The organism is Vibrio sp. DW001, from assembly GCF_029016285.1.
Classification (GTDB): domain Bacteria; phylum Pseudomonadota; class Gammaproteobacteria; order Enterobacterales; family Vibrionaceae; genus Vibrio.
Genome location: NZ_CP091975.1, coordinates 3,478,925 through 3,492,791 on the forward strand (window position 1 = coordinate 3,478,925; position 13,867 = coordinate 3,492,791).

Genomic DNA, 13,867 nt, shown 5'->3' on the forward strand with positions numbered 1-13,867 from the left:
AAATGACCGAGAATTAAGGACGGCAAATATTATAGAAAAAAGGTGTCAATGACAAGGGGTATTTTGGCTATTGAATCTAGAATATCGAGCAGGCTCCGCCCTATTAGAAATATTATACGATTTAGCACGTTATATAACGAATAGAGGGAGCTCAAACAGTAAGTGTTTACGAACACCTACGAGTCAAAACTGAAACTAACTTCTTTGCCTAATTGCTTCGAATAGACAAACGCCTGACGCAACGGAGACATTTAGGCTCGACACGCTGCCCGCCATGGGGATCTTAATTAAATCATCACACGTTTCTCGAGTTAAACGACGCATTCCGTCACCTTCTGCTCCCATAACGATTGCCAACGGCCCCGTTAATTTGGCTTGATATATGTCGTGCGTAGCTTCACCTGCAGTACCTACAATCCATACTCCTTGCTCTTGAATTGCACGCATAGTACGAGCCAAATTTGTCACACGGATGAAAGGAATCGTTTCTGCGGCGCCACATGCAACTTTGCTTACTGCAGCAGTCAATGGTGCTGACTTATCTTTTGGCACAATTACAGCGGCAACACCCGCAGCGTCCGCATTACGTAAGCAGGCCCCTAGGTTATGAGGATCGGTTACCCCATCTAGAATAAGAAGCAGGGGTTGCTTTTGTGTCGATAAGATTTCATCTAAGTCATTTTCGTTCAACGTTTTCGCCGATTTAACGCGACCAATAATACCTTGGTGGTTTGCACCTTGCGCTTTGTCGTCCAACGCTTTTCGACCCATTTGTTGAACCGAAATACCAAATTGTTGCAATTGCTTAATTAGCGGCATCAAACGATCATCGTGACGACCTTTCAATACAAAGGCTTCAATAATACGCGCAGGATCTTTCTCTAACACTGCTTTTACTGCATGGATACCGTAGATAAATTCGTTACTCATTTTTTACTCTTTTAAATGCTTTATTTAGATAATTAGCTTTTACTATCAGACTGATTATTTTCGGTTTTTTTAGCCTTAGCTTTTTTTGACCTTGGCTTTTTCTTTCGAGCTTTTTGAGCCTTGCTTTTTTTGTCAGCTGACTTAGGTTTGCCAGCCTCTTCAGTTGTTCCGTCAGGTCGCTTGGTTGGCTCAACCATCGCTTTTGCTTTTCCACCACGTCGTTTTGATTTCGACGCTGTTTTTTTAACTGAAGGGGCTTTTTTGTCTGCTTCTGTCGCTCGTTTCTTAGCTGTTTTACCTTTGCCACGCGGTTGACGACTTGTTTCAACTAATTCAAAGTCTATCTGCCTATCATCAAGGTTAACAGATCGCACTTTAACTTTAACGCTATCACCCAAGCGGTAGATATTACCAAAACTTTCGCCCTTCAGGCGTTGGCCTATAGCATCAAAAATGTAGTAATCGTTAGCCAATGAAGATATATGCACTAAACCATCTATATGTAAATCAGATAAACGCACAAAGAAGCCAAAGCCAGTTACGTTAGCGATAACACCATCAAGTTCCTGACCCACGTGGTCTTGCATATATTCACATTTAAGCCAATCAGACACTTCTCTTGTTGCATCATCTGCTCTACGTTCCGTTATTGAGCACTGTTCACCATATACGTCCATATCATCAAAGGAATAATGATATCCACCAGTAGGCGTCCAACGGTCAGTGTTACGGCCGGCTTGCTTAGCTGTAAGATATTTTATCGCCCTATGTAAAAGAAGATCAGGGTAACGGCGTATCGGCGAAGTAAAGTGTGCATAGCGCTTTAATGCTAAGCCAAAGTGCCCTGCGTTGTCTGGACTATAGATCGCTTGCTTCATCGAACGCAGTAGCATGGTTTGAATCAGCTCTTTATCAGGTCGTTCCCCTATGGTTTGCATAAGGTGAGCGTAATCCGTTGGCGAAGGGGTTAATCCACCACTTAGGTTTAGCCCTAACTCACCAAGAAAATCTCTAAAGCCCGTTAGCCTTTGTTCTCCTGGGGTTTCATGGACGCGATAAAGTGCTGGTTCTTTAAGTTTCTCCACCAAAGATGCCGACGCGATATTCGCTAAGATCATGCACTCTTCGATAAGCTTGTGCGCGTCGTTACGAATCACTGGCTCAATGCGATCTATCTTACGTTCTGCATTGAAGACAAATTTGGTTTCCAATGTTTCAAACTCTATCGCACCGCGTTGGTCTCGCGCGCCTTTCAACACCTTGTACATGTTGTATAGCTCTTCAAGGTGAGGGACAAGTTCCCCATACCTTACTCGAAGTTCTTCATCCCCTGCGAGAATGTCACCAACCTTCGTATAGGTAAGACGAGCGTGTGAGTTCATTACCGCTTCATAGTGCTTATAACCTGATAACTTACCTGTTTCAGAAACAGTCATCTCGCAAACCATACAAAGCCGGTCTACCTGAGGGTTTAACGAACAGAGCCCATTTGACAAAACTTCAGGTAGCATTGGAACCACTTGAGAGGGGAAATACACTGAGTTGCCTCGATTTATCGCCTCTTTGTCTAATGCTGTTCCTGGTCTTACGTAATAACTTACGTCAGCAATTGCGACCCATAACCGCCATCCACCACTTGGCTTCTTCTGACAAAAAACGGCGTCATCAAAATCACGCGCATCTTCTCCATCAATGGTCACTAGAGGGAGTTCTGTGAGATCAACTCTTCCTACTTTTGCTTCTTCAGGAACCTCTTCACCCAACCCTTTAATTTGTTTGTCGACGGCTTCTGGCCAAACATTGGGAATTTGATGCGTGCGTATAGCGATCTGCGTTTCCATTCCCGGAGCCATATTTTCACCAAGCACTTCAATTACTCGACCAGCCATGCCTCGTGAACGACTGCCACGATCGGTAATCTCAATGACCACGACATTACCCATTCGTGCGTGCATTTTTTCTTTTTCAGGGATCAGAATATCTTGATGGATTCGCGAATCGTCCGGAACAACATAGGAGTAACCTTGCTCTAAAAAGAAGCGTCCTACGATCTGCGTTTTGCGCTCTTCGAGTACTCGAATGAGTCGACCTTCTTTTCGGCCACGCTTATCTGTTCCTGCTGGTTGAACAAGAACATAGTCTCCATGAATGATCGTGCGCATTTGATGATGTGGTAATAGGACGTCGTTCTCTTTTCCAACACTCCCTTCAGGGCGAACCCAACCAAATCCATCACGATGCCCAATTACGTAACCCTTGATCATCTCAAGTTTTTCAGGCAACGCGTAGCATTGACGACGGGTGAATACGAGCTGCCCATCTCGTTCCATTGCCCTCAGTCTACGACGCAACCCTTCATATTGTTCTTCTCCCGATAAACTCAACGCCTCAAACAAGTCGTTTCGGTTCATTGGAACATTCGCTTGTTTCAAAAATTCAGTGATAAATTCTCGACTTGGCACTGGATTTTCATATTTTTCTGCTTCGCGATCAGCGAATTCATCTTTGGGTGTATTGTCTGACATGGGCAACCTGCTTTAGCAAGATAGGAGTTATTTTAAGTATATAGAAGTGTGGGAAAAATGAGTAACTAAAAAGACAAACGCCCCATTTAAATAGAGCGTTCTTAATACGGTATGTTCTTAAAGGTTAGCGCGTCTTATATAAGCTACCAAAAAACCTCTCGCCTTTTTGCTTTCGCAATAATATTTTGCGGCATCCGTGAGGCTAAACCATCTCTTAATACAGTAATTCTTTTATGTTGCCTTTTATTTGCAGTAACCGAATTATATAACCATCGATAAGCGTCTTCATAATCCAGTGGACTGCCGTAATCACGGAGGAGTAATTCGGCTAAATGGATTCTCGCATTTAAATTACCCATAGCTGCAGCTTCCCGCAGGTAGGGGATGGCCCGTTCTTTATCTTGTTGAACGATCGTGCCTCTAGAATAGTAACGACCTAACTGCTCTAAGGCAGCAGGTAAGCCTTGATGAGCCGCGTTTTCTATATAATAAAGGCCTAATTCTACATCTTTTTCTACACAAACCCCCCAAGTCAGCATATCTCCGTAAAGCAGTTCATAAGCAGGTAAGCTGATCCTCGTTGCACGAGCAACGATATCTTCTACCAACTGACATCTATCTGCTTTTACTCGCTCTAGGTGTTTGTTGTTGTTAATCAGTTTTATTAGCTCAGCTTCTGTATATATAGGCACTGGTTCACCCACGTTAGCAATCTCAGCTTTCGCCTTCGAGAGGGGTGACAGCACTAATAACAGGGAAGCAGCTATAAGTTTTAGCTTCATACCTGCACTCTTTAATCATACCGTGATTACTTATCGGCAGTTTACTGCCTCACTTTAGTCAAATATAGATCCTAAAAGTGATCTTTGTTCAGATCTTATACCAAGCTGAGTAAGTTTGTGACCAATATAAATACCATTCCGCAGAAACTAAATACATCCTTGTACACTTATTCACGGGTTTCCCTGTCCATTGATAATTACCCTATTATATCCATATCGCTGACTCGTTAATGACCCAGCTATTGTATTATAACGCAACAAACAAGAATTATTATTTGAGCTGGCTGTTAACACAAAAAAGCCGACTACATAATGTAATCGGCTTTTACTGAGACTTCTTTACCCTTATAGCAGTTAAACGCTAAACGGGTGAACTCGAATGATGGTTTCGTGACGGTCAGGACCTGTTGAAACGATGTCGATAGGAACGCCTGTAAGCTCTTCAATACGTTTAATATAATCAAGAGCAGCTTGAGGCAGTTCATCTAGTGACGTAGCACCAAATGTATTATCGCTCCAACCTGGCATTGTTTCGTAGATAGGTGTCGCTTCTTCGAAAGCTTCAGCGGCCATCGGAGAAACTTTTAGTACATTACCATCTTTCATTTCGTAGCCAATGCATATCTTAAGCTCTTCTAATCCATCAAGAACATCAAGCTTAGTCAGGCAGAAACCAGAAATAGAGTTGATTTGGATAGCACGACGCATTGCAACGGCGTCAAACCAACCACAACGACGTTTACGTCCAGTTGTTGCACCAAACTCATGGCCTTTAGTCCCTAAGTGGTAACCAACATCATCATCAAGTTCCGTTGGGAAAGGACCTGCGCCTACACGGGTACAATATGCTTTCGCGATACCGAGAATGTAGCCAATATGACGAGGACCAAAACCGGTACCAGCAGCAACACCACCGGCCGTTGTATTTGAAGAGGTGACATAAGGATAAGTACCATGATCGATATCTAGAAGCGTACCTTGTGCGCCTTCAAACATGATTTTATCACCACGTTTACGAGCGGCATCAAGTTCATCCGTTACATCAATAACCATCGAAGTAAGCAAGTCAGCATAACCCATCACTTGCTCTAGTACGTCTTCATAACTTACAGCTTCTGCTTTGTAAAAATGAACAAGTTGGAAGTTATGGAAATCCATCACTTCTCTTAGTTTCTCAGCAAAAGTTTCTTTATCGAATAAATCACCAACACGAAGACCGCGACGAGCCACTTTGTCTTCATAAGCTGGACCAATACCACGGCCAGTAGTACCAATCGCTTTCTTGCCACGAGCAAGTTCGCGCGCTTGGTCTAAAGCGATGTGATAAGGCAAAATAAGTGGACAAGCTTCAGAAATGAATAGGCGTTCACGTACTGGAATGCCGCGCTCTTCAAGAGGTTTCATTTCTTCAAGTAGTGCATCAGGAGATAATACGACACCATTACCGATAACACACTTTACGTTATCGCGAAGAATGCCTGATGGTATTAGGTGGAGAACGGTTTTTTCACCGTCAATGACTAAAGTGTGACCCGCATTGTGACCGCCTTGATATCTAACGGTATACTTTGCATCTTCTGTTAACAGGTCTACAATTTTTCCTTTACCTTCGTCACCCCATTGGGTGCCTAGAACGACTACATTATTTCCCATCTTTCCAGTTCTGATAGCTAGTTAAAAATGGATTCTAGCACCTAACTCAACATCTTGCAGTCATTTTTTGAGCATAAAAACTTCATAAAACGGTAAGAGTCTAATTACACAAGAAATATCCTATTTAATCACAATTCAACTGCTCATTTTTCTTCCCTAAGAAATGAAAACTTGGGTCGTACTTTTCGCCTGAGACATATAAAGGCGGATTAGGAAGGACATTAAGTTGATATTTATCAACACTATCAGTTGCGATTATAGACACCGGGTCAACAACTACAATCTTTCGTTCCGGAGCGAGTTTATGTACCGATGCGCCAACACCTAAACCTCCTTCGGTGTGAAATTTTCCTGCCGTTAGAATCACTTTATGGTTTGGGTATTTATTCAATATTCTGACTATGCTTTCCCCCATGGTTTCATCACGCGTTATTTGAGCGGCAAAAAGAGTGTTTATTTTTGCTTCTGTCCCATGATGCATGGTGGCGATAAATTTCTTCTTGTATGGGCTATCTCCCGTCTCAATTTCCTGCGCGACAAATGATCTCTTTTCATCCGGTAATTTATTTAGGTAGCCTAACCCTTCCTTATTTATACACCGAACAATGTCATTCGGTGCATTTGCTGCAATAACAGGTACTACATTGATTTTTGCATACTCAATAAGCGGCCGATAATCACTTGGGTAATTAGACCAAGCATCTCCTTGTTTAATAAGAGCTTGCTCGCCAATATTCCCTTTTAGGTAATCATCAATTATTGACTGCTTATCTCGTGAGAACTGTTCCATGGCCAAAACAAAAGCAATATTTTCAGCATCAAGTGCTTGTAATAAATCCGCTTGAAAGTGATGAACACCAGAATGAGAATGCCACTCTCCAACTAAAACCACATCCGCCGTCGCTATTTCATCTACAAAGGTGCTTAGGGAAATAGGAGCACCAGACCGAGTGAGTTGGTAGTCGTACATATTAGAGAGATCGTAAGCATGTTGCGTCTGTTTTTGCACGCAACCAACGGATAGGAACAACACCAGCAAAAAGGAGATTCTTCGCATAATAAACTATTAATTTCTAAAATAAATCATACCCACAGTATGGCTTATTTCTTATAAAATCAAATCAATACCAATAACATTAGGTGTGAACTCTGTTTCATTCACATTGACCACAAACTCATTTAGCTCGGTATCCGCTCACAAACAACATTGTTTTTTTCAAAGACAAACGACATGCATTAAAAAAGGAAGCCTAAGCTTCCCTTTTTTAATGCATGTTCTTTCGAACACGTATTATTACAAAATCAATCGAGATTATTCGAAGATTTTAGCAACAACACCAGCACCAACAGTACGACCACCTTCACGAATCGCGAAGCGTAGACCGTCATCCATTGCGATTGGAGCAATTAGCTCAACCGTCATTTGAATGTTGTCGCCTGGCATTACCATCTCTACACCTTCCGGTAAAGTGATGTCGCCTGTTACGTCCGTTGTACGGAAGTAAAACTGTGGACGGTAACCTTTGAAGAATGGAGTATGACGACCACCTTCATCTTTAGAAAGAACGTAAACTTCTGATTCAAACTTCGTATGAGGAGTGATTGAATTTGGAGCCGCCAATACTTGACCGCGCTCTACGTCTTCACGTTTAGTACCACGTAGTAAAGCACCAACGTTCTCGCCTGCACGACCTTCGTCAAGCAATTTACGGAACATTTCAACACCAGTACAAGTCGTAGTAGTTGTCTCTTTGATACCAACGATAACAACTTCGTCACCAACTTTTAGGATACCACGTTCGATACGACCCGTTACTACTGTACCACGACCTTGAATTGAGAATACATCTTCAATTGGTAGTAGGAACGGTAGATCTACTGCACGCTCTGGCATTGGGATATAGTTGTCTAGCGCTTCTGCTAGCTCAATGATCTTATCTTCCCACTCTTTCTCACCGTTAAGTGCGCCTAGAGCTGAACCTTGAATTACTGGAAGATCATCACCTGGGTATTCGTATTCAGAAAGAAGTTCACGAACTTCCATCTCTACTAGTTCTAGTAGTTCTTCATCATCAACCATGTCACATTTGTTCATGAATACGATGATGTAAGGAATACCAACCTGACGTCCAAGTAGGATGTGCTCACGAGTTTGTGGCATAGGGCCATCTGTCGCTGCTACTACTAGAATACCGCCGTCCATTTGCGCAGCACCAGTGATCATGTTCTTAACATAATCGGCGTGTCCTGGGCAATCTACGTGTGCGTAGTGACGTGCTGGTGTATCGTACTCAACGTGAGACGTTGCGATAGTGATACCGCGCTCACGCTCTTCTGGAGCGTTATCGATTGATGCGAAGTCTTTCGCTACGCCGCCGTATACTTTTGCAAGAGTAGTACAGATAGCTGCAGTTAGAGTTGTTTTACCGTGGTCAACGTGGCCAATAGTACCAACGTTTACGTGCGGTTTCGTACGTTCAAATTTTTCTTTAGACACGATCGTGTTCCTTCCTAGTTATGATTCGCAACGGAATAAGCTCCGATGCGCGCCAGAATTTGCTATATTATGCGCCAACTCGCGTTAGCGCAATATTTGAACTCATTGATCTTCCAAAAAAGAAGAAAAATGTGTCCTGTTTTTTAACCACGTTCTGCAATGATTGCATTTGCAACATTTTTTGGCACTTCAGCGTACTCACTAAACTCCATAGAGTAAGAAGCACGGCCTTGTGTCGCAGAACGTAAATCAGTTGCGTAACCGAACATGACAGACAACGGGACTTGTGCACGAATTATCTTCAGGCCAGCTGTCCCCTCGTCCATACCTTCGATGATGCCGCGACGACGATTAATATCGCCGACAACATCACCCATCCAGTCTTCTGGAGTCGTTACTTCAACTTTCATCATAGGCTCAAGCAGAACTGGTTGCGCTTCTAATGCACCTGTTCTAAAAGCCATGGAGGCAGCGATTACAAACGCCATCTCACTTGAATCTACTTCATGATAAGAACCATTGATCAATGTAGCTTTGATATCCAGAACTGGGTATCCTGCAAGCACACCATTATTCATCTGCTCTTCAACGCCTTTCGCGACAGAGCCAATAAATTCTTTTGGTACCGTATCATTAGCAATTTCGTTAACGAAGACAAAACCTTCGCCAACTTCTGATGGTTCTAGTTTCAGCCATACGTGACCGTATTGCCCTTTACCACCATGTTCGCGGATAAATTTACCTTCCGCTTTCGCTGTACCGCGAATAGTTTCACGGTAAGCAACTTGCGGATTACCAACGTTGCAGTTAACGTTAAACTCGCGCTTCATGCGATCAACGATGATATCTAAGTGTAGTTCACCCATGCCAGAAATCAGTGTCTGGCCAGTTTCGTCATCCATGTCAACACGGAACGATGGGTCTTCTGCCGCTAGCTTTCCTAACGCGCTTGTCATTTTTTCTTGATCAGCTTGAGAGCGTGGCTCTACAACAATCTGAATAACTGGTTCTGGGAATTCCATGCGTTCTAGTACAATCTTATGGTTCTGATCACACAGTGTTTCACCAGTAGTGACATCTTTTAAGCCAATAATAGCCGCAATATCACCTGCTCGCACTTCTTTCACTTCTTCACGCTTATTTGAGTGCATTTGCACAATACGTCCTAAACGTTCACGCTGCTGCTTCACTGAGTTATAGGCCATTTTACCGCTTTCAACAACACCAGAATAAACACGAATGAAAGTTAATGTACCCACAAATGGGTCCGTTGCAATTTTAAACGCTAACGCTGCAAACGGTTCACTGTCATCGGCATGACGCTCTATTTCATTCTCGTTTTCATCGATGCCTTTAATTGCAGGCACATCAACTGGAGAGGGAAGGAAATCAACGACAGCATCAAGAACGGCTTGTACACCTTTGTTTTTAAAAGCACTGCCACAAGTAGCAAGCACGATTTCATTGTTAAGAGTACGAATACGAAGACCTTGTTTGATTTCAGCTTCTGTTAACTCGCCTTCTTCAAGGTACTTATCCATCAATTCTTCGTTTGCTTCAGCCGCAGCTTCAACAAGTTCTGTTCGGTATTCTCCCGCCATTTCTTGCATGTCAGCTGGAATGTCTTCGTAAGTGAAGGTCATGCCTTGATCGGCTTCATTCCAGTTGATGGCTTTCATCTTGATAAGGTCAACGACACCTTTAAACTCATCCTCTGCACCAATGTTTAACTGGATTGGAACTGGGCTGGCACCAAGACGATCTTTAATCTGATCAATCACTCGTAAGAAGTCAGCACCTGTACGGTCCATCTTATTCACAAATACTAAGCGAGGCACATGATACTTATCAGCTTGACGCCAAACTGTTTCAGATTGTGGTTCAACACCAGATGCGCCACAGAATACAACCACGGCACCATCAAGTACGCGTAAAGAACGTTCTACTTCGATAGTAAAATCTACGTGCCCAGGAGTGTCGATGATATTAATACGGTGTTCGTCGAATTGAGCTTCCATACCACGCCAGAAGGTCGTAGTAGCGGCCGAGGTAATGGTAATGCCTCGTTCTTGCTCCTGCTCCATCCAATCCATGGTTGCAGCACCATCGTGCACTTCGCCGATTTTATGAGATAGGCCTGTATAGAACAGAATACGTTCACTGGTCGTTGTTTTGCCTGCATCAACGTGAGCAACGATACCAATATTACGGTAGCGCTCAATCGGAGTTTTACGAGCCACGATTCTATCCTCTTACTATAGGGACTATTAATGTTTGAAAATATCTATTTGTTTAGAATCAATGCGCTACGCAGAAACAGAAACAAAAAACTATTTTGAAACAATAATATAAGCTTGGTTTTTCCAAAGGAAAAGCACTGCGAAGGACTTCGCAGTGCTTAAAGGTCTTATTACCAGCGGTAATGAGCGAACGCTTTGTTCGCATCTGCCATACGGTGAACGTCTTCACGTTTCTTAACAGCAGTACCTTTGTTCTCTGACGCATCTAGCATTTCAGCAGCTAGACGGTAAGCCATAGATTTTTCACCACGCTTACGCGCAGCTTCAACCAACCAACGCATAGCAAGTGCGTTACGGCGAACCGGACGAACTTCTACAGGGACTTGGTAAGTTGAACCACCCACACGGCGAGATTTAACTTCTACCGTTGGACGAACATTTTCAAGAGCTTCATCAAATACAGCTAAGTGATCTTTACCAGATTTCTCAGCCATAACTTCTAATGCAGTGTAAACAATTTTTTCTGCAGTAGATTTTTTTCCGTCAACCATAAGGATATTGACGAATTTTGCCAGCATTTCAGATTTAAATTTAGGATCTGGAAGGATCTTACGCTGACTAATTACGCGACGACGTGGCATAGGAATTTCTCCGTTGTCTTCTTCAGGTTATCCAAAACTTTTCAGTTTCTTCAAAATACAAAATAATTTAGTGTTTGGCCTTACTTAACGGATTTCATTAAGACTTAGGTCGTTTCACACCGTACTTAGAACGACCTTTCTTACGGTCATTTACGCCTGCACAGTCAAGTGCACCACGTACTGTGTGGTAACGTACACCTGGAAGGTCTTTAACACGACCGCCACGGATTAGAACAACTGAGTGCTCCTGAAGGTTGTGACCTTCACCACCGATGTACGAAGTTACTTCGAAACCATTTGTCAAACGCACGCGACAAACTTTACGAAGCGCTGAGTTAGGTTTTTTAGGTGTAGTAGTATATACACGAGTACATACACCACGTTTTTGTGGGCACGCTTCTAGTGCTGGCACGTTGCTTTTAACAACTTGCTTTGCACGAGGCTTACGTACCAACTGGTTAATAGTTGCCATTAACTAGCTCCTGGTTTGCTGAAATTATGCTTCATGAAAAATCTAACCCTACTATGAGGGACGCAAGATTTTATGCACGGAAGGAAGGTCTGTCAAGGTATTTAGGGATCTTTTTGATCGTAAGGGAATGAACAATCGGTGGTCTTATTGCTTAAATCTTAGTCTAAAGTTATTAAGCATGGCTTTTATTAGAAATAACGTACTCAACTATATCAAAATCACCACATAGCCAATATGACATCATTCCCATGTGATAGAAGAGGAATGCTTTTCTGTCAGTTCCACAAACCCAACGAAATCGACCGTTTTTTGGGTACTCTCGAGTAGTAGACCTCTGGCTTCTACGTCAGCTATAAGGCTATAAGGTGCGTTAGTGGTGGCGACAAGATAGGCATTGGCTTTGTGTCCCTTTACCGCGGCATATACTGCGTCTTCTACTAAAAGCAGATCATCGCCTTTCACTACATTAGCGGAGGCTTCATCTAGCGAGCGGTAATGTTTAACAATATGTAGCATGTAAGTCCCTTAAAAAGTAAGCAGCTTATCGCAACCGTGTAGCTGTTTCGCAAGGTCATCGGTGTTTAGTCGGACGACATCAACTAAAACCAACTTTGCTTCGGCCATACCATTCGCTTTCAAAGAGGCAGAACAAACGTATATCTCTTCTATGTCATAAAGGTCCATAAGCTTAAACGCTGGCACATAATCTCTAGAATAAATAGAAGCCGTATTTTGATTTGTCATTAACTGAGTGACTCCATCGCCAATAAAAAACACCGCGATATTTTCACTGTAAGCAGAAGCTGCTAATAATGCGTCTAATCCTTCACGCCCTTTTGCCGAAGAATGTGGATGAGAACGGAAGACAAAACCAATCTTCTTCAAAATTGAACCACTCTGTCTTGCGTCAATAACGCCTCAGCTAAACTACCCAAACCGGCTTGTTCAAAACCATTAGTCAGATTAAAGCTTTCTCGTTTGTTTTGAGTGGCTTCTTCTTGGCTCAATACGCCACGACGCAATGCGGCTGCGACACATGTTTCTAAACGGATGTTATGCTCAATAGCCAGTTTTTGCCAAGCTACCGTTAAGTCAAACTCATCGTTGGCTGGCACCACCAGTTTAGAACCATTGGTTACCCCTTCTTGATAGAAAAATACGGAGACGAGTGTATGACCTTTCTCAAGCACTGCATTAGCAAACGCATATGCGTTTCTTGCCGACTGAGAGCCATATACGCTGCCGTTAACAACAAGGGTGTAACCTAAACTCACTTTTCTCCATCCTCAGTTTTACGCTGACGAATATAAAGATAGACGGTATGTTTGGAAATGTTCAAGCGGTCCGCAACACGGTTAATCGCATCTTTAATATCAAAAATGCCTTTGTCGTAAAGCTCCATGACAATCTGGCGGTTTTTAGTATTATTCGATACCGACTTATCTGCATTGATATCTTCTATACTCTGTTCTACGGTTTGGTCAACCAATTCAACCACATCGCTTGCAAAATTTACTGCAGAGGCTGCTTCTTTTGCCTCATCTGTTGGCATGAAAGATTCCAGAACTTGAGAGAATGGAGCATCTAGATTGATATTGATACAAAGCAAACCGATGACACGATTATTGCCATTACGAATAGCGATAGTGATAGATTTCATCAACACCCCACCCTTCGCTCGAGTAAAATAAGGTCTAGAGAAATTACGCTCGGAACCTTCAATATCCTTAAGCATTTTCAGCGCCATATCCGTAATTGGCGATCCTACATGTCTACCCGTATTCTCACCATTGGCTATCTTGATCGCTGATGTATCTAAACTCTCCAATGAATGAAGAACAATTTCACAGAATGGTCCGATTAAACCAGCAAGACCATCCACTACAGCTTCATAGGATTTTAAAATGGTCAGATCATGCTCGCTAAATGGTTCAACAAATACGGAATCCATTTCGAGTAACGCTTCTGCGTGAACGATTTCTGATGTAGCCACTATTTATAGCCTCGATTTAAAAATCAACAAATTAGTGCAAGTTTATCAGAAAATTTGAATTGCGCATCGTTTTGATCAGTTTGGTTTGTCGTCAAAAAAAAAAGGCTCGGATATCCGAACCTTTTTTAATCGTT

13 protein-coding genes are annotated in these 13,867 nt (G+C 42.7%); all 13 read right to left on the reverse strand.

Translation table 11 applies throughout. The features are described 5' to 3' along the window. Nucleotides 1–195 precede the first annotated feature (195 nt). On the reverse strand, nucleotides 196–930 hold the full coding sequence (gene rlmB, locus L3V77_RS15875; RefSeq protein WP_275134993.1) for a 23S rRNA (guanosine(2251)-2'-O)-methyltransferase RlmB: 735 nt from the start codon (nucleotides 928–930) through the stop codon (nucleotides 196–198). 32 nt (nucleotides 931–962) lie between these two features. Further along, nucleotides 963–3,455, reverse strand: a complete 2,493-nt coding sequence (gene rnr / locus L3V77_RS15880; RefSeq protein WP_275134994.1) for a ribonuclease R — start codon at nucleotides 3,453–3,455, stop codon at nucleotides 963–965. A gap of 143 nt (nucleotides 3,456–3,598) precedes the next feature. After that, a complete protein-coding gene (locus tag L3V77_RS15885) occupies nucleotides 3,599–4,237 on the reverse strand; it encodes a tetratricopeptide repeat protein (RefSeq protein WP_275134995.1) in 639 nt (212 codons plus the stop codon). A gap of 354 nt (nucleotides 4,238–4,591) precedes the next feature. Further along, complete coding sequence (locus tag L3V77_RS15890) at nucleotides 4,592–5,890, reverse strand: adenylosuccinate synthase (RefSeq protein ID WP_195704511.1); 1,299 nt, start codon at nucleotides 5,888–5,890, stop codon at nucleotides 4,592–4,594. A gap of 124 nt (nucleotides 5,891–6,014) precedes the next feature. Then, nucleotides 6,015–6,947 (reverse strand): ChaN family lipoprotein, encoded by a 933-nt coding sequence (locus L3V77_RS15895; protein WP_275134996.1) that lies wholly within the window; start codon nucleotides 6,945–6,947, stop codon nucleotides 6,015–6,017. 255 nt (nucleotides 6,948–7,202) lie between these two features. After that, nucleotides 7,203–8,387 carry an elongation factor Tu gene (gene tuf / locus L3V77_RS15900; RefSeq protein ID WP_275134997.1) on the reverse strand — a complete coding sequence of 395 codons (1,185 nt, stop codon included), beginning with the start codon at nucleotides 8,385–8,387 and terminating at the stop codon, nucleotides 7,203–7,205. Nucleotides 8,388–8,530: 143 nt separating this feature from the next. Further along, nucleotides 8,531–10,627 carry an elongation factor G gene (fusA, locus tag L3V77_RS15905; protein WP_275134998.1) on the reverse strand — a complete coding sequence of 699 codons (2,097 nt, stop codon included), beginning with the start codon at nucleotides 10,625–10,627 and terminating at the stop codon, nucleotides 8,531–8,533. A gap of 170 nt (nucleotides 10,628–10,797) precedes the next feature. Beyond that, nucleotides 10,798–11,268 (reverse strand): 30S ribosomal protein S7, encoded by a 471-nt coding sequence (rpsG, locus tag L3V77_RS15910; protein ID WP_195704514.1) that lies wholly within the window; start codon nucleotides 11,266–11,268, stop codon nucleotides 10,798–10,800. A gap of 97 nt (nucleotides 11,269–11,365) precedes the next feature. Then, a complete protein-coding gene (gene rpsL / locus L3V77_RS15915; RefSeq protein ID WP_005417208.1) occupies nucleotides 11,366–11,740 on the reverse strand; it encodes a 30S ribosomal protein S12 in 375 nt (124 codons plus the stop codon). A gap of 240 nt (nucleotides 11,741–11,980) precedes the next feature. Continuing rightward, nucleotides 11,981–12,256, reverse strand: coding sequence for a sulfurtransferase complex subunit TusB (gene tusB, locus L3V77_RS15920; protein ID WP_275135000.1), 276 nt, complete (start codon nucleotides 12,254–12,256; stop codon nucleotides 11,981–11,983). Between the two features lie 9 nt (nucleotides 12,257–12,265). Next, entirely contained in the window at nucleotides 12,266–12,625 is a 360-nt protein-coding gene (gene tusC / locus L3V77_RS15925; protein WP_275135001.1) for a sulfurtransferase complex subunit TusC, read from the reverse strand. Then, nucleotides 12,622–13,014, reverse strand: a complete 393-nt coding sequence (tusD, locus tag L3V77_RS15930) for a sulfurtransferase complex subunit TusD (protein ID WP_275135002.1) — start codon at nucleotides 13,012–13,014, stop codon at nucleotides 12,622–12,624. Before tusD ends, tusC begins: the two co-directional genes overlap by 4 nt. Beyond that, entirely contained in the window at nucleotides 13,011–13,733 is a 723-nt protein-coding gene (locus L3V77_RS15935; RefSeq protein WP_275135003.1) for a transcriptional regulator, read from the reverse strand. Before L3V77_RS15935 ends, tusD begins: the two co-directional genes overlap by 4 nt. Nucleotides 13,734–13,867: the final 134 nt, after the last annotated feature.

What these genes read in the sequence shown, in the direction of transcription:
- rpsL (WP_005417208.1), bottom strand. Translation starts at nt 11,740, where the DNA reads ATGGCAACTATTAACCAGTTGGTACGTAAGCCTCGTGCAAAGCAAGTT.
- rlmB (WP_275134993.1), bottom strand. Translation starts at nt 930, where the DNA reads ATGAGTAACGAATTTATCTACGGTATCCATGCAGTAAAAGCAGTGTTA.
- L3V77_RS15890 (WP_195704511.1), bottom strand. Translation starts at nt 5,890, where the DNA reads ATGGGAAATAATGTAGTCGTTCTAGGCACCCAATGGGGTGACGAAGGT.
- rpsG (WP_195704514.1), bottom strand. Translation starts at nt 11,268, where the DNA reads ATGCCACGTCGTCGCGTAATTAGTCAGCGTAAGATCCTTCCAGATCCT.
- L3V77_RS15885 (WP_275134995.1), bottom strand. Translation starts at nt 4,237, where the DNA reads ATGAAGCTAAAACTTATAGCTGCTTCCCTGTTATTAGTGCTGTCACCC.
- tusB (WP_275135000.1), bottom strand. Translation starts at nt 12,256, where the DNA reads ATGCTACATATTGTTAAACATTACCGCTCGCTAGATGAAGCCTCCGCT.
- rnr (WP_275134994.1), bottom strand. Translation starts at nt 3,455, where the DNA reads ATGTCAGACAATACACCCAAAGATGAATTCGCTGATCGCGAAGCAGAA.
- L3V77_RS15895 (WP_275134996.1), bottom strand. Translation starts at nt 6,947, where the DNA reads ATGCGAAGAATCTCCTTTTTGCTGGTGTTGTTCCTATCCGTTGGTTGC.